At 74.5% G+C, this 21,172-nt stretch carries 21 protein-coding genes; 14 read left to right on the top strand and 7 right to left on the bottom strand.

Translation table 11 applies throughout. The features are described 5' to 3' along the window. Complete coding sequence (locus tag CLV37_RS14295; RefSeq protein ID WP_106211520.1) at positions 1-381, bottom strand: DUF1304 domain-containing protein; 381 nt, start codon at positions 379-381, stop codon at positions 1-3. Between the two features lie 52 nt (positions 382-433). Between CLV37_RS14295 and CLV37_RS14290 the strand changes: the two genes are divergently transcribed. Then, positions 434-1,024: a TetR/AcrR family transcriptional regulator gene (locus tag CLV37_RS14290; protein ID WP_106211518.1), complete on the top strand. Its 591-nt coding sequence runs from the start codon at positions 434-436 to the stop codon at positions 1,022-1,024. Here CLV37_RS14290 and CLV37_RS14285 read toward each other — a convergent pair. Next, complete coding sequence (locus tag CLV37_RS14285) at positions 1,003-1,878, bottom strand: DUF4241 domain-containing protein (RefSeq protein ID WP_170127273.1); 876 nt, start codon at positions 1,876-1,878, stop codon at positions 1,003-1,005. The genes CLV37_RS14290 and CLV37_RS14285 overlap by 22 nt on opposite strands. A 135-nt stretch (positions 1,879-2,013) precedes the next feature. After that, entirely contained in the window at positions 2,014-4,239 is a 2,226-nt protein-coding gene (locus CLV37_RS14280; protein ID WP_106211958.1) for an EAL domain-containing protein, read from the bottom strand. A 205-nt stretch (positions 4,240-4,444) separates the two neighbouring features. Here CLV37_RS14280 and CLV37_RS14275 point away from each other — a divergent pair, with 205 nt between their 5' ends. Next, the gene (locus tag CLV37_RS14275) at positions 4,445-5,350 is read left to right on the top strand and encodes an ROK family protein (protein ID WP_106211514.1); all 906 of its coding nucleotides are present in this window, start codon (positions 4,445-4,447) and stop codon (positions 5,348-5,350) included. Between the two features lie 40 nt (positions 5,351-5,390). Here CLV37_RS14275 and CLV37_RS14270 read toward each other — a convergent pair whose 3' ends face one another. After that, positions 5,391-5,792, bottom strand: coding sequence for a GNAT family N-acetyltransferase (locus CLV37_RS14270; RefSeq protein ID WP_106211512.1), 402 nt, complete (start codon positions 5,790-5,792; stop codon positions 5,391-5,393). 140 nt (positions 5,793-5,932) lie between these two features. On the opposite strand from CLV37_RS14270, the gene CLV37_RS14265 reads away from it, so the two are divergent. Further along, positions 5,933-7,198, top strand: a complete 1,266-nt coding sequence (locus CLV37_RS14265; protein WP_170127272.1) for a glycosyltransferase family 4 protein — start codon at positions 5,933-5,935, stop codon at positions 7,196-7,198. 3 nt (positions 7,199-7,201) lie between these two features. On the opposite strand, the gene CLV37_RS14260 is transcribed toward CLV37_RS14265, so the two are convergent. Next, complete coding sequence (locus tag CLV37_RS14260) at positions 7,202-8,038, bottom strand: hypothetical protein (RefSeq protein ID WP_106211508.1); 837 nt, start codon at positions 8,036-8,038, stop codon at positions 7,202-7,204. A 284-nt stretch (positions 8,039-8,322) separates the two neighbouring features. On the opposite strand from CLV37_RS14260, the gene CLV37_RS14255 reads away from it, so the two are divergent. After that, positions 8,323-8,694, top strand: coding sequence for a hypothetical protein (locus CLV37_RS14255; RefSeq protein ID WP_106211506.1), 372 nt, complete (start codon positions 8,323-8,325; stop codon positions 8,692-8,694). Between the two features lie 10 nt (positions 8,695-8,704). Here the strand turns inward: CLV37_RS14255 and CLV37_RS14250 are convergent, their stop codons facing one another. Then, the gene (locus CLV37_RS14250) at positions 8,705-9,511 is read right to left on the bottom strand and encodes a hypothetical protein (protein ID WP_170127271.1); all 807 of its coding nucleotides are present in this window, start codon (positions 9,509-9,511) and stop codon (positions 8,705-8,707) included. A 126-nt stretch (positions 9,512-9,637) separates the two neighbouring features. On the opposite strand from CLV37_RS14250, the gene CLV37_RS14245 reads away from it, so the two are divergent. The 4 genes from CLV37_RS14245 to CLV37_RS14230 all read left to right on the top strand — a co-directional run bounded on the left by CLV37_RS14245 (position 9,638) and on the right by CLV37_RS14230 (position 13,347). Further along, positions 9,638-10,687 carry a cation diffusion facilitator family transporter gene (locus CLV37_RS14245; RefSeq protein ID WP_170127270.1) on the top strand — a complete coding sequence of 350 codons (1,050 nt, stop codon included), beginning with the start codon at positions 9,638-9,640 and terminating at the stop codon, positions 10,685-10,687. Positions 10,688-10,780: 93 nt separating this feature from the next. Next, entirely contained in the window at positions 10,781-11,695 is a 915-nt protein-coding gene (locus tag CLV37_RS14240) for a D-isomer specific 2-hydroxyacid dehydrogenase family protein (RefSeq protein ID WP_106211500.1), read from the top strand. Positions 11,696-11,762: 67 nt separating this feature from the next. Continuing rightward, positions 11,763-12,641: an MSMEG_6728 family protein gene (locus CLV37_RS14235; RefSeq protein ID WP_106211498.1), complete on the top strand. Its 879-nt coding sequence runs from the start codon at positions 11,763-11,765 to the stop codon at positions 12,639-12,641. 46 nt (positions 12,642-12,687) lie between these two features. Continuing rightward, positions 12,688-13,347: an HAD family hydrolase gene (locus CLV37_RS14230; protein ID WP_106211496.1), complete on the top strand. Its 660-nt coding sequence runs from the start codon at positions 12,688-12,690 to the stop codon at positions 13,345-13,347. Between the two features lie 24 nt (positions 13,348-13,371). On the opposite strand, the gene CLV37_RS14225 is transcribed toward CLV37_RS14230, so the two are convergent. Next, a complete protein-coding gene (locus CLV37_RS14225; RefSeq protein ID WP_170127269.1) occupies positions 13,372-14,613 on the bottom strand; it encodes a S8 family serine peptidase in 1,242 nt (413 codons plus the stop codon). 364 nt (positions 14,614-14,977) lie between these two features. Here CLV37_RS14225 and CLV37_RS14220 point away from each other — a divergent pair, with 364 nt between their 5' ends. From CLV37_RS14220 to CLV37_RS14195, 6 genes are all read left to right on the top strand, one after another. Further along, positions 14,978-16,216 carry a sugar ABC transporter substrate-binding protein gene (locus CLV37_RS14220; protein ID WP_106211492.1) on the top strand — a complete coding sequence of 413 codons (1,239 nt, stop codon included), beginning with the start codon at positions 14,978-14,980 and terminating at the stop codon, positions 16,214-16,216. Further along, on the top strand, positions 16,209-17,162 hold the full coding sequence (locus CLV37_RS14215; RefSeq protein ID WP_106211490.1) for a carbohydrate ABC transporter permease: 954 nt from the start codon (positions 16,209-16,211) through the stop codon (positions 17,160-17,162). The genes CLV37_RS14220 and CLV37_RS14215 overlap by 8 nt, the downstream gene beginning before the upstream one ends. A gap of 10 nt (positions 17,163-17,172) precedes the next feature. Beyond that, a complete protein-coding gene (locus CLV37_RS14210; protein WP_106211488.1) occupies positions 17,173-18,042 on the top strand; it encodes a carbohydrate ABC transporter permease in 870 nt (289 codons plus the stop codon). A 9-nt stretch (positions 18,043-18,051) separates the two neighbouring features. Next, positions 18,052-18,828, top strand: coding sequence for a ThuA domain-containing protein (locus CLV37_RS14205; protein ID WP_106211486.1), 777 nt, complete (start codon positions 18,052-18,054; stop codon positions 18,826-18,828). Positions 18,829-18,854: 26 nt separating this feature from the next. Continuing rightward, on the top strand, positions 18,855-19,892 hold the full coding sequence (locus CLV37_RS14200; RefSeq protein ID WP_211298685.1) for a Gfo/Idh/MocA family protein: 1,038 nt from the start codon (positions 18,855-18,857) through the stop codon (positions 19,890-19,892). A 192-nt stretch (positions 19,893-20,084) separates the two neighbouring features. Further along, positions 20,085-21,131: a ParB/Srx family N-terminal domain-containing protein gene (locus CLV37_RS14195; protein ID WP_106211482.1), complete on the top strand. Its 1,047-nt coding sequence runs from the start codon at positions 20,085-20,087 to the stop codon at positions 21,129-21,131. Positions 21,132-21,172: the final 41 nt, after the last annotated feature.

Raw genomic sequence — 21,172 nt, 5'->3', positions numbered from 1 at the left:
TCAGAGCGCGAGCAGCAGGAGCAGGGCGCCGAGCAGCGCGGGCCCGATCTGGACGAGCGCGGCGCGGGCCTTCGAGCGGTCCGAGGCGATGAGCACCAGACCGGCGCCGACCATCGACAGCGTCCCGACGAGCACGAGGGTCGCACCGACCGCGCGGTGGCCGGTGGCCAGGACCACGATCCCGGCGACGATCTCGACGGCCAGGAACAGGTTGTAGAACCCCTGGTTGAAGGCCATCGGTGCGCTGGCCCGCGCCGTGGGGACGTCCAGGCCGAAGGTGCGCGCGGCGCGCGGCCCCGTCCACAGGATCGACTCCAGCACGAACACGTAGACGTGCACGAGGGCCGCGACGGCGGCCAGGGCGAGGGCGGCGACGATCACGACGGCTCCTGACGCTCGTTTGTGTGATGACTGTTCCACTATACTCACGTCCATGGGCAGGACGCAGACCTTCGACACCGGCACCGTCGTCCGGGCGGCGCGGACGTTGTTCTGGCAGCGGGGTTTCGAGGACGTCGCGGTGCCGGACCTGGAAGCCGCCACGGGGGTGGGCCGCTCCAGCCTCTACCACGCGTTCGGCAGCAAGCGTGGCCTGTTCGACGCCGCCGTCGACAACTACCTCGAGGAGGTCGTGCGCCCCCGGCTGCGCCCGCTGCTCGGTCCCGCCGTGGAACCCGCCGCCCTGCACGACTACCTGACCGGACTGCGGACGGCCCTGGCCGGGACGAGCGCCGCCGCGCGCAGCGGGTGCCTGCTGGTCAACGCCGCCACCGCCCCCGTCGGCCGCGACAGCGCCGTGGCCGAGGTCGTCGCGGCCTACCGCGCCGAACTGCACGCCGCGTTCGGGCGCGGGGCGGTCGCGGCCGGGATCCAGGACGCCGAGCGGATCGCGACCGTGTGCACCTCCGCGGTCGTCACGGCGTTCGTCCTCGCCCGCGTCGACCCCCCGGCCGCCGTGCAGGCCCTCGGCACCGCGCTCACCGTGGTCCAGAGCTCTCTGGCTCAGGGCTCCGGCGGCAGGTAGTCGGGCGGCGGGGTCCCGGTGACGCCCGCCGTGTCCCAGTCCATCCCGCCGTCGCTGAGCAGGGAGACGACGTGTCCCTGCGCGTCGTACCCCGCGTACGTCGGGTACCAGCCGTCGCCGGTGCCGGTCGGGAAGACGAGGCCGTCGTCGACCCCGTCGCTGTCGCGCACCACGCACGTCGGGTAGGGACCGCCGTCCGGGACGGCGGTGGCCAGGTACGCCGCGAACGCCGGTCCCAGGTCCCCGGACTCCGGGTCCTCCGGCAGCTGCGAGGACGCGTCCGGCGCGTCCGGCGACCAGAAACCCCCGTCGCCCCCGTCCGTGACGATGGTCAGGTCCGCCGCCGTCTCCCAGCGCACGGGGTCGGTGGGCCCCAGGGACAGTTCCAGCCACGCGACCTGGCGGACGTCGCCCGGGGCCCACACCGCGGCCGTCACCTCGGCGTCCACCGCGCCGTCGGCGAGCGCGAAGGCGTTCCCGCCGAGGGCCCACACGGCGTCGGCCCCGGACCCGGCCCGGACCGAACCCGTCGGCAGCTGCAGGCTCAGGACGTGCTGCAGCCGCACGGGACCGGACAGTCCGGGCGCGTCGGGTCCGGCGGGCGGCAGTTCGATCGCCGCAGGAGGGCGCAGGTGGGTGCTGCCGACGGCGGCGGGGGTGTCCTCGCACGCGCGGAACCCGACGACCGGCGCGACCTGCTCGGGTGCTGCGGCCGTGGTGGCCACGGGCTCGTCCGGACCGGGACCAGGACCAGGACCAGGTCCGGCCCCCGGACCGGCGGTGGCGCAGGCGGTCAGCAGCAGGGGCAGCACCGGCAGCAGGAACAGCGGGGTGGCGGGGGACGGGCGGCGCACCCGGGCAGCACAGCACGGACCCCGCCGCCCTGGGGGCCACCCGCGAGGTTCCCCCGGGACCGTCACCCGTTCGCCCGTGCGCCGGGCGCGCCGCGTCGCGACCCCTCACCCCGCCCGGGCCCAGGCCCGGCGGGGTCAGCCGACGGGGAGGCGCTGCTGCTGCGCGCGACGGTTCTTCACGCGGTACATCGCGTGGTCGGCGGCGCGCAGCAGGTCCTCGAAGGACTCCCCGGGCCCGCCGTGGGCGACCCCCACGCTGACGCCCACCGACACCTGCCGCCCGCCCGCCGCGAACGGGTCGGCGACCCGTGCGGCCACCTCGCCGGCGAGGCCGGCGGCCCGGCGGGCCACGGCGTCCGGGTCCGGCCCCGTGAGGGCCAGCAGGAACTCGTCGCCGCCCAGCCGGGCCAGCAGCGCGTCGGCCGGGGCGGCGGCGCGCAGCCGCCGGGCGACCTCGACCAGCAGCTCGTCCCCGGCGGCGTGCCCGAGCTCGTCGTTGACGACCTTGAACCCGTCCAGGTCGCAGAACAGCAACGTCGTGGCGTGCTCGGCGGTGCGCAGCGCCGACTCCACGTGCCGCCGGTTCGCCAGCCCCGTCAGGGGGTCGGTGGAGGCGAGCTCCTCGATCCGCCGCACGTACGCTCGCGAACGTTCCCGCTCCCGTTCGAGGTCGCGCTGCGCCTGCACCCGGGCCGTCACGTCGTTCTGGATCCCGACGTACTGCACGACCCGCCCCGAGGAGTCCACCACGGGGGCCAGGTGCACCTCGTTCCACCACGGCGTGCGCTCGGGACCGCGCACGTTGAGCAGCACGCCCCGCCACTCCCGGCCGTCGCGGATCGCGGCCCGGACCTCGTCCACGGTCGCGCGGTCGGTGTCCGGCCCCTGCAGGAACCGGCAGTTGCGGCCCAGGACGTCCTCCGAGCGCCACCCCGACAGCTCCTCGAACGCGGAGTTCACGTAGACGAGCGGGTGGTCCGGGCGCAGCACGTCCGCGATCGACACCCCGCTGGTGGTCGCGCTCAGCGCCCGTTCCAGGAAGGCGCGGGGGTCGACCGCGGCCACGGCCACGGGGGCCGGGGCGGACGCGCTCGGGGCCGGCGCCGCGACGGGCACGACCTCGGCGCGGCGCGGGGCCACTCGGGCCAGCAGGGAGTGCGCGGCCGCCGCCACCGTGGTGCGCTCGTAGGTCAGGGCGTACTCGAAGGTGCGCTCGCGCTCGGGACCGTCGTCGCCGAGGTCGCGGGCCAGCAGCGCCGCCGCGAAGTGCGGGGCCAGCACGACGACGTCCCACTCGCCGCGGACCGGGTCGCCCGCCGCGAACGTCGCCCCCCGCACCCCGGGGACCGTCACCTCGGGCAGCCCCTCGCCGAGGGCGCAGACGAACCCGACCCGCTCGGCGAGGTCGCGGTAGCGGCTGCGGGTGGCGGGGGTGAAGTGCTTCGCCTCCTGGAACGTCGAGGCCACGACGCACGTGTCGCCGAGCCGCAGGGCCTCCCGCTCCAGCTGCTTGCTCAGCTCGATGAGCAGCCCCTTGGGGGCGCGCCGCAACGGGGTCCCCTCGGTCAGCGCCGCGAAGGGGGAGCTCGCCGACAGGGACGCGGTGGGCACGGCGGGCGGCAGCGTCAGCGCCGCCACGGCCACGGGGGCCGGGGGCGGGGCGGCGGGGCGCCCGAACAGCCAGCCCTGGCCCAGCCGCGCACCGAGGGCCCGGGCCATCAGCAGGTGCTTCTCGTCCTCGATGCCCTCGGCCAGGACGAGCGCGCCGGACTCCTCGGCGTAGGCGTTGACGGCGTTCATGATCTGCGCGACGGCCGGGCCGGGGCGGTCCTGGACCAGCCGCAGGTCGAGCTTGACGACGTCCGGGCGCAGCAACGGCATGAACGCCAGCGACATCGCGTCCGCGCCGACGTCGTCGAGGGCGACGCCCCAGCCGATCTCGCGGATGCGCTCGACGGTGCGCAGCAGTTCGGCGGGGCGGGCGGCCAGCGCCCGCTCGGTCATCTCCACGACGACGCGCAGCCCCCCGGGGGCACCGTCCGCGAGCTGCACCAGCTCCGTCAGGGGCGCGGAGTCGAGGATCTCGGGCTCGACGTTCACGAACAGCGTCAGCGGCGCGACGAGACCGTGCTCGACGGCGCCGTGCAGCGCAGCGGCCCGGCAGGCGTGGTCGAGCTCGGCGAGCACCCCCGCCTCGCGCGCCGCGGCGAACAGGTGGTCGGGGCGGTGCAGCGGCCCGACGGGGCCGCGGGCCAGCGCCTCGTAGGCGACGACGGCCCCGGAGTCGAGGTCGACGATCGGCTGGAACTCGCTGCGCACCGCGGCGGCGCTCAGGACGTCGTGGATGGTGGGGGCCGTCATCACCAGGGGTTCCTCGGCACCCGGCGCCCGGTCCTGAAGCCCCTCACTCGTTCGCCGGACGAACCGCCCGGACCGTTCGGGCGGCTCCCGCGCCGGCGGAGCGCGTCGACGGTCCGGGCTATCGTCCCCGCATGAACAGCGGGCAGGTCGCGACCGCGGCCGCACCGGCCGGGTCGGCCGGGTCGATCGACTCCCCGGCCGCCGCGTGAGCGTCGTGCTCGCCGTCGACGTGGGCGGCACCGGGCTCAAGGGCGCGGTCGTCGACGCCCGGGGGCGGGAGGTCGCGGTGCGCGACCGGCCGACCCGGTCCGGGGGGTCGGCCGTCGAGGAGAACCTGCGCGAGCTCCTGGCCGAACTGGCCGCCGCCGCCCCGTCGCGACCGGTCGCCGTCGGGATCGGGACCCCGGGGACGGTCGAGGAGGCGAGCGGGACGGTGGTCTACGCCTCGAACCTCGGGTGGCGGAACCTGCCGTTGCGGTCCCGGCTGGAGGAGACGACGGGGCTGCCCGTCGCGGTCGGGCACGACGGCCGCGCCGCGGGCCGCGCCGAGCAGCTGGTCTCCGGGACGCACGGCAGCTTCGTCTTCGTGCCCATCGGCACGGGGATCTCCGCGGCGCTCGTCGTGGCGGGTTCGGCGGTCTCGGGGGTCTCGGGAGCGGCGGGGGAGTTCGGGCACGTCGTCGTGCACCCCGACGGCGAACCCTGCCCGTGCGGGCAGCGGGGCTGCGTCGAGGCCTACGCGGCCGGTGCGGCGGTGCTGCGGCGGTACCGCGCGCGCGGGGGGACGGCCGCCTCGACGGTCGAGGTCGTCCAGCGGCTGGGGGCGGACCCGGTCGCCGACGAGGTGTGGGACGACGCCGTGCGGGCGCTGGCCCTGGGGCTGCAGGGGCTGACGATGCTGCTCGACCCGGCGGAGATCGTCCTCGGCGGTGGGGTCTCCGGCGCGGGTCCCCGGTTGCTGGACCCGCTCGAGGCGCGGTTGCGGTCCCTGCTGGCGTGGCGGGAACCGCCGCCGCTGCGGACGGCGCGCTGGGGTGCGCGGGCCGGGCGGATCGGGGCGGCGCTGCTGGGGTTCGAGCGCGTGGGGATCGAACCCGCCTTCGAGTTCTGAGCGACCGGCAGCGGCGGCCGCTGAACCGAGCGGGAACGTTTCAGCGGTCGGCCAGGGCCTGCAGGTGCTCCCCCCGGACGGTGCGGGTGCTCGGGCGGTACTCGGGGTGGCGGCCGACGTAGGTCTTGACGAACGGGCACACCGGGACGATGCCCAGGCCCGACCGCACGGTCTCCTCCAGGGCGGAGCGCACCAGCCGCCCCGCCAGACCCTGCCCGCTGAAACCGTCCTCGACGACGGTGTGGAAGAAGATCCGTTCCCGCCCGGGACCGCCCCCGACGGCGTCCACGTCGAGGTAGTGCGCCGCACCGGCGACCTGGTCGCCGACGAGGACCTCGAACCGCCCCCGGTCGGGCACGTCGCGCACCGTGGGCGTCGCCCCGGCCGCGTCCCCCGCCGACGGTGCCGCTCCCGGCGCCGCCTTCGCGGACGAGTCGTCCATCGGTCCTCCCGTGGTTCGTCGGTGCCGGACCCGTCGACCGGCCGTGGCCGCCCAGCTTCCCGCACCGGCCCGGAGCGGTCACCCCTGACCCGGCGGCACCTGCGGCCGGCGACGGGTGCGAGGTCTCGCGGAGCGCCGCGGTGAGCAGCCGCAGCGCGCGCCCGGCGGCCGCGGGGCCCGGTCGCGGCCACCCCGTCTGGCAGGCTCGTCGCGTGCGCCTGCTCGTGATCACCGATGGAGTCCCGCCCGAGCACCGCGGCGGGGTGGCCAGTTCCGTGCTCGTCGAGGTCGACGAGCTCGTGCGGCGGGGGCACGACGTCACCCTCCTGGTGCGCCGCCACGACCGGGACGCCCCTCTCGTCGAGCACCGGGTCGTGGAGGGCGGCGGCGGGTACCGGTTGCTGCGCCACCCCGCCCCGGCCCGCGGCAGCCGCGCCTACTACGCCCACCCGGCCACGACGCTGCTGCAGGTCCCCGGCTGGTTGCGGTCCCTCGACGCCCGCGCGCGGTTCGACGCCGTCTACGTCCACTCCACGTTCCACGCCGCCGCCGCGGTCCGCGCCGGGCTCGGTCCCCGGACCGTGCTGCGCTTCCACGCCCCCTCCTCGCTGGAGGTCCGCCTGGACGCCGCCGGTGGGAAGTACCCGCTGGCGCGCGCCGCGAGCGGTGTCGTCGCCGACCTCACCCGCCGCGCCGAACTCGTCGCCGTCAACGGCACCGCGCGGACCCTGGCGACGAGCTGGTACGTCCGCCGGTTGCTGCAGCAGGTCCACCCCGCGGCCCGGGCGAGGGTCGACGTCGTGCCCCTGGCCGTCGACCTCGGCCGGTTCGCCCCGGGGCCGGGGGACCGCGCCGCGTTCGGGCTGACCGGCGGCCCGGTCCTGGTGACGGTCCGGCGCCTCGTGCGCCGGATGGGGCTGGAGAACCTGCTCGACGCGTTCCCGGCCGTCCTCGCCGAACACCCTGCGGCGCAACTGGTCATCGGAGGCACCGGGTACCTCGGCCCGGAACTGCGTGCGCGCGCCGAACGGCTCGGGATCCCCGTGCTGTTCCCCGGTTTCGTCGCCGAGGCCGACCTGCCGCAGCTGTACCGGTCGGCGGACCTGTTCGTGCTGCCGACGCTGGAGATGGAGGGTTTCGGCATCGTCACCGTCGAGGCGTTCGCCAGCGGGCTGCCCGTCGTGGCGACCCCCGTCGGCGCGAACCCCGAGGTCGCCGGGTCCCTGGACCCCCGCACGATCGCCGCCTCGACCGCCCCGGCCGACCTCGCCGCGGCGGTCCTGCGCGGGCTGGAGCTGCGCTCCGACCTCGCCGGGCGGGCCCGCGCGCACGTCGAGGAGCGGTTCTCGCCCGGGGTCGTCGTCGCGCGCGTGGAGGCCGCGCTCGCGGAGGTCGCCGGGCGCTGAGGCTCAGCAGTGCGGCGCGTCGGCCGCGAGCTCGGTCAGCTGCGCGTAGTTCCTCGTGTCGGTCGTGCTGGAACCGGCCGTCGTCGCGACCGGCACCGCGACCCCCTGGCGCACGAGTTCGGCGTTGACGTCGAGGCCGTCGTCGGTGCGGTACCAGCCGGCGCCGGCCACGTCGACGGCCTGGCCCACGGGCAGGTACGAGAACAGGTCCGCCACGTAGGCGTCGTGGCAGCCCGGGGCCTCGGCGAGCCCGGCCAGTGGCGTCGGGCGGGTTCCGTCGGCGCCGGCGACGACCGGCACCGGACCCGCCGCGTACGCCACGACCGAGGCCGTCGCCGCGACCCGGGTGGGGGTGGCCGTCGGGGTCGCGGTGAGGACCGGGGTGGCTCCGGCGGTGCCGCGCGCGCCCTCGGCCAGCGCGCGCTGGACGACGACGGGGTTCGGCGCGGGTCGCTGCTGGTGCTCGAGCACCCCGACGCCGGCGACGACGGCCAGCGCGGCGAGACCGGCCACGACGAGGGTGCGGCGCGGGGTGCGCGACTCGACGTGCGCGGCCCCGGCGGCGAGCAGTTCGCGGACCTCGGGCTCGTCCTCGACGGTGTGCTTCGGGGCCCACGGCGTCTCCCACCGGGCCAGCTCCCCGCTGTCGGCGACGTCCACGCGGACCGCCGGGCTCGTCGCCGAGTACCGCAGGTCGAGCGCGACGACGCGCCACGGCGGACCGTCCTGCCGGTGGACGGCCACGACGACGGCCCGGCCGCCGGTGTGCAGCGGGTTGGGGTTGCCGCGGACCTTGACGAAGTCTCCGGGACGCAGCGCCTCCAGGTCGGGTACCCGCACGTCGTCCCATCGGCGGACGGGGGGCCGACGTGAGCGCGGGCGACTGTCCCGCGCGTCGCACGCGTCGGACCCCGGTTCGCGTCCGGACGGGGTCGAGAGCACACGTCGGGCCGCGACCGCGCCGCGATCCGGGTCGAACGTGTGCGACGCGCGGGGAGGACGGCCGCGTGTCCCCGGCGTCCGTCCGGGTGGTGCTCGCCGCGCCGGCTCAGGGGGCCGACCGGGCGGGCCGATGACGGGACGACGGTCACCGAAGAGGCGGCCACGACACCGGGAGCTGCTTGATGTCCACCCTCGACGAGACCACCCCCGTGCGCGGGGCGCAGACCGTCGCCCCCGTCCAGGCGTCGGCCCTGCTGCACGCCGCGTCCATCCTCGGCGAGGCCAGCTACACCCCCGAGCAGGAGCTGCACGGGACCCTGAACGCCTCCCGCCCGCACGAGAGCGCCCTCGAGCCCGTCGTGGAACCGGTCGTGGAGCCCGTCGTGGAGCCCGTCGAGGAAGCGGTCGTGGAACCCGCCCGCGTCCAGCCCGCGGCGGCACCCGCCCGCGTCCAGCCCGTCGCCGAACCCGTCGCGCCCGTCGCGGCGCCCGTCGCCGAGCCCGTGAAGAAGGGCTTCTTCGCCCGGTTGATCGACAAGCTCCTCGGGCGCTGACCCCGGGCCCTCAGGCCAGGGCGAAGTCGGCGAGCGCGCTGCGCGGCACCTCCTCGGCGGGCAGCAGCACGGCGCGCTCGCGGCCGCCGCGGGGCGAGTAGCGACCCTGCAGCAGCAGGCGGTCGCGGGCCGTCGGGCGCGCCCTGCGGTGCAGCCCACGGGGGTCGACGAAGACCACCGTGCCGGCCGCCCCCGTCAGCGTGGTGGTGCAGCCGGTGCCGAAGACGCGCCCGAGGTCCTCGTCGCCGATGCGGCGGCCGGTCCGTTCCAGGCCCCGCACCCGGCCCCGCCGCCGGTGCGAGGTGCGCACGTAGGACAACGGCCCGACGCCGTCGTCGACACCCGTCAGGTGCAGGTGGACCTCCACGCCCGCCCCCTCGACGGAACGGCCCCAGTCGTCCTCCCGGGCGGGGGCCGAGGCGAGCGTGAGCAGTCCGTTCATGTCCCAGATGCGCACGTCGCGCCGGCAGTAGGCCGTGGCGACGCCCGCGATCGCGGGGTGGCGCAGGAACCGCGCGTAGGGGTCCTCGGGGTCGACGGGCGGGTGGTCGCCGAGCAGTTCCACCCGGTGCGGGTCGCCCGGACCGCACCGGGCGACGGGGTCGCCCGCCACGTACCGGCGGCGGCGCACGATGTCGGCGGACTGGTCGGCGATGAGGTCGTCGGTGCGCGAGAGCACGTCCGCCAGCAGCGTCGGGCCACCGGTGAGCGCGGTCAGGGTGGTGCGGGCGACGCCGTCGCGGCGCAGGTCCGACAGGACCCGGTGGGCCTCGGCGCTGAGGTCGCGATCGGTCGGGCGGTGGTGGGGGCGGCGCACGTCTCTTCTCCCTCTCGGCGGAGTGGGAGGACGGTATCGGTATCTCACCGTGACTTTCCAGTGACCGGACGTACATCGTCGGGTGGTCGACGGGCGGGCAGCGGCCGACCGGTGCAGATTCGGTGCGTGGCTGAGGAGACCCGCGGAACCGTGCTGGTGGCGTTGCTCGCGAACGTGGGGGTGGGCGTCGCGAAAGCGGTCGGCGGGATCGTCACCGGGTCCAGCGCCCTGCTCGCCGAGGCCGCGCACTCGGTCGCCGACACCCTCAACGAGGTGTTCCTGCTGCTGTCCCTGGGCCGCGCCGAGCGCCCCGCCGACCGCACCCACCCCTTCGGCTACGGCAAGGAACGCTTCTTCTGGTCGCTGCTGGCCGCCGTCGGCATCTTCCTGTCCGGCGCCGTGTTCTCCGTCGCCGAGGGGGTCTCCTCGCTGCGGGGCGAGGCCGAGCCCACGTCCACGAAGCACTTCGTCGTGATCTACGCGATCCTCGGCCTCTCCCTCGTCCTGGAGGGCGGCTCGCTGCTGAAGGCCCTGCGCCAGGTCACGCGCGAGGCCGCCACGGCCCGCCGCCGGCTCCTCACCTACGTCGTCCGCAGCCCCGACCCGACCGTCAAGACCGTCGCCAGCGAGGACAGCATCGCCGTGCTCGGGGTCCTCGTCGCGCTCGCGGGCACGGTGCTGCACCAGGTCACGGGCTCGGCCGTGTGGGACGGGGTGAGCTCCATCACCATCGGCCTGCTGCTGGCCGTGGTCGCGTTCCTGCTGGGCCGCGACACGAAGGAGCTGCTCATCGGCGAGGCGGCCGACCCCGCGGTGCGCCTGGAGGCCGTGCGGGTGCTGGGGGAGGAGGACGGGGTCGTGCGCGTGCAGGAGGTCCTGACGATGCAGCTCGGCCCCAGCAACGTCCTGGTCGCCGGGCGCGTGCAGTTCGCGGCCCACCTCGACGCCGGCGAGGTCGAGCGGATCTGCACCCGGGCCGAGGAGGAGATGCGCCGCCGGGTCCCGACGATCACCCAGGTCTTCCTGGACCCGAGCGCGGTCTCGGAGTCGGCGGACGCGGCGGCGCGGGAACGGTGGGCCGTCACGGAGCGGGAGGCCGAGGGGTTGCTGGACCCCGACCGCGCGCGGGTCCCGCAGGCGCGCACGCGGACCGGCCGCACGGTCGGCGGGCGCTGACCCCGCCGGGGGTGAGGCCCCCGCGGCGGCGGAGGGGAGCGGGGGTGGGTCCTAGGGTGGGCCGACCACTCCGTGACCCGTAGAGGAGCCCCCGTGCCCACCCCCGCCGTGTACGTCGGACCCGAGGACAACCCGCTGCTGACCGAGGCCGTCGAACGCGGCGGCGGGAAGGTCGTGGCGCTCGCCGAGGCCGAGGCCGTCGTCGTCTCCGGCGGGCACGGGGAGCTGCCCGACCTGCACGACGGTGTCCGCTGGGTGCAGCTGCCGTCGGCGGGCATCGAGTCGTGGGTGGCCTCGGGCGCCCTCGACGAGGACCGCACGTGGACGTCCGCGGCGGGCGCCTACTCGACGTCGGTCGCCGAGGGCGCGGTCGCGCTGCTGCTCGCCGGGATCCGCGGCATCGGCCGCGCGGCCCGCGCGCGGACCTGGGACGGCGCCGCGCTCGACGGCGTCCAGGGCACCCTGCGGGGCTCGACGATCGCGATCGTCGGGGCCGGCGGGATCGGCCGGGCGATGATCCCGGCCTTCACCGGTCTCGGTGCGCGCGTGCTGGCCGTGACGCGGCGCGGGCTGCCCGTCGAGGGCGCCTACGAGACGTGGGCCGCCGACCGCGTCGGTGAGGTCTTCGCCGTGGCCGACCACGTCGTGCTCGCCGCCCCCGCGACGGCGCAGACGGCAGCGCTCGTCGGCGCGGCCGAGCTGGCGGCGCTGGGGTCGCAGGGCTGGCTCGTGAACATCGCCCGCGGGTCCCTCGTCGACACCGACGCGCTGGTGGAAGCGTTGCGGGCCGGGACGATCGCCGGTGCCGCCCTCGACGTCACCGACCCCGAGCCCCTGCCCGACGGGCACCCGCTGTGGACCGAACCCCGCGCGATCGTCACGCCCCACTCGACGAACCCGTCGACGCTGCGCCTGCCGCTGCTCGCCGACCGCGTCGCCGAGAACGTCCGCCGGTTCGGCGCGGGCGAGGAACTTCTCGGTCTCGTCGACCTGTCGCAGGGGTACTGACCCTCCGGGTCCGCCCCGGGCTCCGCTCCGAGGTGCGGGGCGCCGGGGCCCGCGCGACGGTGGGGACGTGCAGACGTTCCTCCCGTACCCCGACTTCGCCCGGTCCGCGGCCGTCCTCGACGGCCCGCGGCTGGGCAAGCAGCGGGTGGAGACGCTGCAGGTCCTGCGCGCCCTCGAACTGCCCGACTACGGGTGGGCCAACCACCCGGCCGTGCGGATGTGGCGGGGGTACACCCCCGCGCTGGTGGCCTACGGGCTCGCCGTCGTCGCCGAGTGGACCCGGACCGGACGGGCCGACACGACGGGCCCGCAGATCGCGGAGTTCGCCCCCGACGCCGCCACTCGGACCGCGCTGCCGCCCTGGGTCGGGGACGAGGCGCTGCACCGCAGCCACCGCTCGGCGCTGCTGCGCAAGGACCCCGAGTTCTACCGCCCCCTGTTCGGCGACGAACCCGACGACCTGCCGTACGTGTGGCCCGAACCCGAACCCCTCGAACCCGTCGAGCGGGAGCAGGGGCGGCTCGTGTGGGTCGTGCGACCCGTTGCGCCGCAGGCCCTCGGGGAGTTCCTCGCCGACGGTGTCGTGGGGTTGGGCACCGCCTCCGGGGTGGACGTCGACGTGCGCGGCGCGGCCCCGGGCACGTCGCTGCGGGCGCTGCTGAAGGAGATCCGGCCCGAACGCCGCCCCGGCAAGGACCTGCGCGTCCTCGACACGTTCGTCCACGAACTCGCCCCCGGCGACGAGGTCGCCGTGCCCATCGAGTCCGAGCGCGCGCTGCTGCTCGGCGAGGTCGTGGGGGACTACGAGTTCAGCTCCGCCAAGGGGGTCTGCGTGCGGCACCGGCGCCGCGTCCGCTGGGGCGGGCGGGCCGCGCGCACCGACGTCCGCCCACCCGCGATGCTGCAGGACCCGCGGGCGCTGTTCTGCGTCGACCTCGCCGTGTGAACCGCCCCCAGCCCCAGCCGTCCCCACCGCCCGAAAGAGGTTCCCCGTGCCCGACACCGCAGTCCTCGACGTCGACGGGACGCTCGTCGACACGAACTACCAGCACGCGCTCGCGTGGTTCCGCGCGTTCCGTCGCTTCGACCTGACCCTGCCGGTGTGGCGCCTGCACCGGGCCATCGGGATGGGCGGCGACCAGCTCGTGCCGGCCGTCGCGGGGCAGGCCTTCGAGGCCGAGCACGGCGACGCCGCGCGGCAGGCCTGGAGCGAGGAGTTCGACCCGCTGCTGCCCGAGGTGCAGGCGTTCGAGGGTGCGCAGGACCTGCTCACCGAACTGAAGGCCCGGGGTTTCACCGTGGTCCTGGCCTCCTCCGGGCAGGCCGCGCACGTCGACGCCTACCTCGACCTGCTGGACGCCCGGGAGCTGTGCGACGCCTGGACCACCTCCGAGGACGCCGAGAGCACCAAACCCGCGCCCGACCTGCTCCGAGTGGCGTTGGAGAAGGTCTCGGGCCGCGCGGGGGTGCTGCTCGGGGACTCGACGTGGGACTGCGAGGCGGCGGCGAACGCGGACATGCCCGCGGTCGCCGTGCGCACCGGGGGGTTCTCGGTGGAGGAGCTCACCGGTGCGGGGGCGGGGGCGGTGTTCGACTCGCTGCGCGAGCTGCTCGACGGGCTGGACGGCACGGAGTTCGCCCGGCCGAGCTGAGCGGCCGGTCGAGCAGCCGACGGGTCAGCCCGTGACGACCACGGGGTGGCGGGGACTGCGGGTCCCGCGCTCGACCGTGACGGGCGCGCTCTGGACGGGCACGGGAACCGCCTGCGCGGCCTGCACCGCGGCCGCGACGTCGAGCATCCCGGTCCCGTAGCCGGGGCCCCAGCTCTGCGGGGTCGTGGTGCCCTTGAGCCAGCCCTCGATCGTGGCGACGTCCGCCGCGGGGGCCACCGCCGTCAGCAGGGCGGCGGCCGCGGCGACCTGCGGGCCGGAGAACGAGGTGCCCGACACGGCCACGTAGGGGTAGGTCCCGCCCGTCCCCGGCTGCCCGGCGGGGACCGCCTCGCCCGGGGCGCTGAGGTCGACGGCGGAGTTGTGCTGCGCCCAGGTCGCGGCCGCGCCCGTCGACGTCGAGGCCGACACCGAGACCACCCCGTCGTAGGAGGCGGGGTACTCCACGGGGTTGCCCTTGTCGCCGCTGTTGCCCGCCGAGGCCACCACGACGACGCCGCGCGCGATCGCCCACTGGATCGTCGCGGCCGTCGTCCGGTTGTAGGTGTCCCCGCCCAGGGACAGGTTGACGACGTCGGCGCCCGCCTCGACGGCGGCGGTGATGCCCCGGACCACGGCGTCGCTCGCGCAGCCGTCGACGGCGCAGACCTTGCCCGCGAGGATCGTGACCTCGGGCGCGACCCCGGCCGCGCCCACGGAGTTCTGGTACGCGCCGGCGATGACGGTGGCGACCTCCGTGCCGTGCTCCCCGATCGTCGTGGCCGCCTCCGTCGTGAAGTTCCCCAGGGGCACGACCCGGCCGGCGAGGTCCGGTTGCGTGGCGTCGACGCCGGTGTCGAGCACGGCGACCTTCACCCCGGCCCCGCGGGTCACGGTCCAGGCGGCGTAGGCGTCCACCGACGTGAGGTGGTAGGCGTAGCGCAGGTAGGGGTCGGTGCCCAGCAGCGCGCGGCGCAGCGGAGCCGTGCCGGGGGCCGTGGTGGGCGGGGTCACCGCGTACGTCGTGCGGGGCTGGGCGTCGCTGACGGCGGGGTCGCGCTCCAGCGCCGTCACCAGCCGGGCCGCCGCGGCGGGGCCGGGCGCCGTGCGCGTCTCCAGCCGCGGCTGCCCGTCGACCCAGCGCAGCGCGTCGACCTGGACGGGCGCGGGGCCGGGGGTCACCTCGACCGCGTGGGCCGCGGAGGCGGGCGCGAGAGCCACGGCGAGCAGGGCCGCCGACAGGGCGGCGGTACGGGCGGGCTTGGGCACAGCAGCCTCCGGATCGGTGGGACCAGTCTGCATCGTCTCCCGGGGTGACGAACTTGACGGACCCCTTGTGCAGGTCGACCCGCTCGGGCTAGGTTCTCGATTCGCATCGACGATGCGTATCGACGACCCGACGACGGTTCAGAGGACACGGTGGTCCGGACTCCCGGTGAGGAGGGTGGTGTGTCGAAGTCCCCCGCGGACGGCGAGACCCGCCCGGTGCCGGCGTCCCGGACCCGACCACAGCCGGTGCGACCGGCGCACTGACCACCCCTGCGGTGACCCCACCGGGGTCCGCCGCACCCATCGTCGATACGCATCGACGAACCAGCGCTCACGATGCCGTGAGCACGAGGAGAGGAACGACATGGCTCGACACTCGGTCCGAGGGTTCCGCACCCGCGCCGGCCTGGCCGCGCTGCTGGTCCTGCCGCTGGCGCTCGGCGCCTGCGGGGGCGCGAAGGGGGGCAGCGCGACGGGGTCGAGCTCGGACACCCTGCGCGTCCTGGACTACTACAACTCCGACCCCAACGCGACGCTGTGGAAGAACGCCATCGAGGCGTGCGGCAAGACCGTCGGCATGAAGATCTCGCGCGAGGCCGTCCCCGGCGACACGCTCATCCAGAAGGTGCTGCAGCAGGCCTCCTCCAAGACGCTGCCCGACGTCCTCATGCTCGACAACCCCGACGTCCAGCAGATCGCCGCCTCCGGGGCGCTCGCCCCCCTCGACGACCTCGGCATCGACTCCTCCGGCGTGGCCGACGGCGTCCTGAAGGCCTCCACGTACGAGGGCAAGCTCTACGGCCTGCAGCCGGTCACCAACACGATCGCGCTGTTCTACAACAAGAAGATCCTCGACGCCGCCGGCGTCACCCCGCCCACCACCTGGGACGAGCTGAAGGCCGACGCGGCCAAGCTCACCACCGGCGACCAGTACGGCTTCGCGATGTCGAACATCAACACCTACGAGGGCACCTGGCAGTTCCTGCCCTTCATGTGGTCCAACGGCGGCGACGAGAAGGACATCGACACGCCCCAGACCGCCGCCGCGCTGCAGCTCGTCAAGGACATGCTGGACGCCAAGTCGCTGTCGCAGTCCTCCGTGAACTGGTCGCAGGCCGACGTGGCCGACCAGTTCACCGCCGGCAAGGCCGCCATGATGATCAACGGCCCGTGGAACTTCGGCACCCTCGACAAGGCCGAGGGGCTGGAGTACGGCATCGTCCCGATCCCCGTCCCGCAGGCCGGCGGCAAGACCGTCTCCCCGTTCGGCGGCGAGGCGTGGACCGTCCCGCAGACCGGGGACAAGGACAAGCAGAAGAAGGCCGCCGAGCTCGTCCAGTGCCTCAACAGCGACGAGAACGAGGTGAACATCTCCCTCGGCACCGGCACCGTGCCCACCAAGCCGGCGCTGGCCGACCAGGTCACTTCCAAGAACCCCAACCTCAAGGCGTTCGCCGACCAGGTCCCGGACCTGCGCGCCCGCACCGGTGAGCTCGGGCCGGACTGGCCGAAGGCGGCCACCAAGATCTACACGGCGGTCCAGAACGCCCTCGTGGGCGGCATGACGCCGGAGGACGCGCTCAAGCAGGCGCAGAATGGCTGACGTGGCCACCAGCCGCGCCACCTCCCCGTCGGCGCTCGCGCCGGCGGGGAGGGGAGCGGGGCACAAGCTGCGGACCCGGCTCGTCGAGGTCGCGTTCATCGTCCCGGCCGTGGTGTACCTGGTCCTGTTCTTCGGCTACCCCGTCGTCAAGAACGTCGTCATGGGGTTCCAGGAGTACACGACCAAGACGTTCTACACGGGCGAGGCGCCCTGGGTCGGCCTGGAGAACTACCGCCACGTCCTCGGCGACGCCATCTTCGACCGGACGCTGCTGAACACCCTGCTGTTCACCGCGGGCTCGATCGTGGGGCAGTTCGTCCTGGGCCTGGCCATCGCGCTGTTCTTCCACAAGAAGTTCGCGCTGTCCGGGGTGCTGCGCTCGCTCATCCTGCTGCCCTGGCTCATCCCGATGATCGCCGGGACCGCCGTGTGGCGCTGGATCCTGGACACCGACAACGGGGCGCTCAACCGGATCCTGGGCGCGGTGCCGTTCCTCGACGCGCACCCGAACTGGCTCACGTCGACGTCGCTGGCCCTCGTCGCGGTCATCGGCGTGAACATCTGGCTCGGCATCCCGTTCAACATGACCATCCTCTACGGCGGGCTGCAGGAGATCCCCGAGGAGCTGTACGAGGCCGGTGCCCTCGACGGCGCGACCGGGTGGCGGGCGTTCCGGCACATCACCTGGCCCATGCTGCGCCCCGTCGTGACGGTGGTCCTGGTGCTCGGGGTCGTCTACACCCTCAAGGTGCTCGACGTGATCCTCGGGCTGACGAACGGCGGCCCGGCGAACTCGACCCAGACGATCTCGACGTTCTCCTACGACATGTCCTTCAGGCAGTTCGACTTCGGTGCGGGTGCGGCCCTGGGCAACATCCTCATCGTCATCTCGCTGGTCTTCGCCGTGGTGTACCTGCGGCTCAACCGGAAGGCTGTAGACGAATGAGCGCAGACGAGTGAGCGCGATGGTCCCCACCCGCACGCGGGCGCCCGAGGGGTCGCCGGCGAAGGTCAAGGCCCCCCGGCGGCCCGTCTACACGGTGATCGGCATCGTCATCCTGGCGTTCATGCTGTTCCCGCTGTACTGGATGATCAACGTGTCCCTGCAGCCGGCCGGCAACGCCGTCGCGACCCCCTGGCTGCCGTTCGACCTGTCGCTGCGCGGCTACACGACGGCGATCTCCGAGCAGGGCCGCAACCTCGTCACGTCGCTGCTCATCAGCCTGGGCTCCGTCGTGTTCAGCCTGCTGATCGCGACCCCCGCGGCCTACGCCATGGCCCACTTCAAGCTGGGCCGCTGGGCCACCGTCGTGCTGTTCGGGATCCTCATCACGCAGATGGTCCCCGGCATCGTCGTGGCCAACGCCCTGTACTCCGCCTACAGCGACCTGGGGCTGCTGAACACCCTCGGCGGGCTCATCCTCGCCGACTCCGCGGCGGGCATCCCCTTCTCCATCATCCTCATGCGCGCCTTCATGGGGTCGATCCCGGCCTCCATCGTCGAGGCCGCCTACGTCGACGGCGCCGGCCACGTCCGCGCCTTCTTCTCCATCGTCCTGCCCATGAGCCGCAACGCCCTCATCACCGCGGGCCTGTTCACGTTCCTGTTCGCCTGGGGCGACTTCCTGTTCGCCCTGACCCTGACGACCACGGCCGACCTGCGGCCCATCACCCTGGGGCTGTACACCTACGTCGGCAGCTTCGTCGCCGACTGGTCGCCCATCATGGCCACGGCCGTGCTGTCGTCCCTGCCCGCCATCGCCCTGCTCGTCCTGGCCCAGCGGTACGTCGCCGCCGGCGTCACGGGCGGGGCCGTCAAGTCCTAGGAGAGAACCATGACGATCCGTGTCACCGTGTGGGGCGAGAACCGCCACGAACAGCTCGAACCCGAGGTCGCCAAGCGCTACCCGAACGGCATGCACGGCGCCGTCGCCGAGGGCATCGAGGCGAACCTCGGCGAGGGCGTCACCGTCCGCACCGCGACGCTGGACGACCCCGAGCACGGGCTCACCGAGGAGGTCCTGCAGAACACCGACGTCCTCACCTGGTGGGGGCACGCCGCGCACGCCGAGGTCTCCGACGAGGTCGTCGACCGCGTCCAGCGCCACGTTCTGGCCGGGATGGGCCTCGTCGTCCTGCACTCCGGGCACTGGTCGAAGATCTTCCAGCGGCTGATGGGCACGAGCTGCACGCTGCGCTGGCGCTCCGAGCACGACCGGGAACTGCTGTGGACGGTCGACCCGACCCACCCCATCGCGCAGGGCGTCCCGCACCCCCTGATCATCGAGGAGGACGAGATGTACGGGGAGTTCTTCGACATCCCCGCCCCCGACGAGATCGTCTTCATCTCCTCCTTCACCGGCGGTGAGGTGTTCCGCTCCGGCATCACCTTCAAGCGCGGCTTCGGGAAGATCTTCTACTTCCGCCCCGGCGACCAGGACTTCCCCACGTACTTCCACGAGGGCGTCCGCAAGGTCATCTCCAACGCCGTCGAGTGGGCCGTCACCGTCCGCCCCGAACGCACCGACCCGGTCCTGCTGCGCTACGACACCGAGGACTTCTACAACGGCCAGGGCTACCAGGGCGCGCTGGACCCGGAGAAGCAGAAGTGAAGGTCGTCCTCGTCGGCGCCGGCGGCATGGGCAAGGCCTGGCTCGCGACGATCCTGGCCGACCCGGCCGTGGAACTGGCCGGGGTCGTCGACCTCGACCTCGGCGTCGCCGGGGCCGCGCTGGCCGACGCGGGCGTCCCCGACGTGCCCGTCGGCACCGACACCGTCGCGCTGGCCCGGGAGGTCGGGGCCGACGCCGTCGTCAACGTCACCGTGCCGGTGGCGCACCACCCCGTCACCACCGCCGCGCTGTTCGCCGGCTACCCGGTGCTGGGGGAGAAGCCCGTCGCCCCGACCGTCGCGCAGGCCCTCTCGCTCGTCGCCGCCTCCGAGGTGTCCGGCCAGCCGTTCGTCGTCTCGCAGTCCCGGCGCTACAACGCGCACGTCGACGCCTTCCGCGCGCAGGCCCGCGCGCTGGGCGACCTGGGGTCGCTGGCGACGGAGTTCTTCAAGGCCCCGCACTTCGGCGGGTTCCGCGAGGAGATGGACCACGTCCTGCTCGTCGACATGGCCATCCACCAGTTCGACCTGGCCCGGTTCCTGCTCGACGCCGAACCCGTCTCGGTGTACTGCGAGGAGTTCAACCCGTCGTGGTCCTGGTACGCCGGGGCCGCCTCGGCCGCGGCCGTCTTCGAGATGTCCACCGGCGCCCGCTACACCTTCACGGGCAGCTGGTGCGCCCCCGGGCTGGAGACGTCGTGGAACGGCGCCTGGCGGCTGTCGGGCGCCCGCGGCTCGGCGCTGTGGGACGGCGACCACGACCCTGTCGTCGAAGGCGCCGAGGCCGGCCCCGCCGACGACCCGGGGGAGGGCATCGCGGGCTCGCTCGCGGCGTTCACGCGCTTCCTCGCCGACGGCACCCCGCTGTGGGGGGAGGTGCACGACAACGTCCTGAGCCTGGCGATGGTCGAGGCGGCCGTCGAGTCCGCCGCCACCGGCACCCGCGTGCGCCTCGACGACGTCCTGGACCGCGCGCACGCGCAGGCCGTCGCCGACGAGCAGCGCGAGGACGTGCTGGAGGTCCTCAAGGGCTGGGGTTCGGCCCGCGCCGCCCTCAGCCGCTGACCCCCTCCCGCCGAAGGCACACCTCGCGCCCCGACGCGCCGCGTCGTGAGGGCGAGAGGTGTGCCTTCGGCGCGTGCGGGAGGCGGTTCACGCAGCGGTCGCCGGGGCGTCACCTCCCGTCCGTCCCCGGGCCCGACGTCCTCGGCAGTCTCACCGGGACCGTCGACACCACCGACCCGGGAGCCCGAACCCATGCGCCGCAGAACCCTGCGCACCGTCCTCGCCGCCGTCCTCGCCGCCGGCGTCGGCCTGGGCCTGACGGCCCCGGCCGCCACCGCCTCGGCCGAGAAGAAGCCTGCCGTCTGCAAGGCCGAGGGCCACTGGTCGCAGTACGTGTGCGCCACGATCGGCGAACTGCTCGACGTCCGCATCGGCGACGTGCACCCGACCCAGCCCTCGCTCGGGTACGACGAGGTCTACTACAAGCTCGGCCGGTACACGCTCGGCAAGGACGCCGTGAACAAGAAGTTCGACGACTGGTGCGAGGCCGACGGCCGCGTCGAGGCCGCGACCGTCTCGCCCGGGGCCCGGCTGGACCGTCCCTCGTCGTTCACGTGCGAACTCCCGCGCGGGGCGGAGACGGCCGACAGCACGGCGCCCATGAAGACCGTCGTCATCGGCCCCGGCGGGGAGCCGTTCCTGACCGACGGGCACCACACGCTGACCTCGTTCTACGAGACCCCCGACGGCGGTGCGGACCTGCACGTCCGGCTGCGCGTGGTCGCGAACTACAGCACGCTGGGGAAGAAGGACTTCTGGGCGCTGGTGCAGGCCCACCAGTGGGTCTACCTGAAGGACCCCGAGGGCCGCGCCGTTAAGGTCGACCAGCTGCCCACCAGCATCGGGCTCGCGAACTTCCAGGACGACCGCTACCGCAGCCTGCTCTACTTCGGCCGCGACATCGGCTACGCCGCCGGCGGGGTGCCGTTCCAGGAGTTCTACTGGGGCAGCTGGGTCCGCGACTCCTCCGGCGTCGACCTGTGCGGGTGGGACCGGGACGACCTGCCGAGCTACCTGTCGACCGTGGAGTCGGTGACGCGCGCGATGACCGCGCTGCCCCGGGACGAGGTCGTCGACAGCGGGTTCACCGCCGAGGAGCTCGGGGCCCTGGAGGAGTGGAACGACGGCAAGGCCGCCACGAAGGGCGAGTTCGCCAAGCTCAGCCAGCCGTACTCCGCCGACAAGCCCGGCAAGCTCGCCTACGCCCTGGAGTACCGGCGGGTCCACCACCTGAACTGACCCGTCCAGGCGGACGGGTGCCCCACCCGGGAGGTTCCACG

The organism is Kineococcus rhizosphaerae, assembly GCF_003002055.1.
In the GTDB taxonomy this organism is placed as follows: Bacteria; Actinomycetota; Actinomycetes; order Actinomycetales; family Kineococcaceae; genus Kineococcus; species Kineococcus rhizosphaerae.
This window is presented reverse-complemented; position numbering and strand designations above follow the sequence as displayed.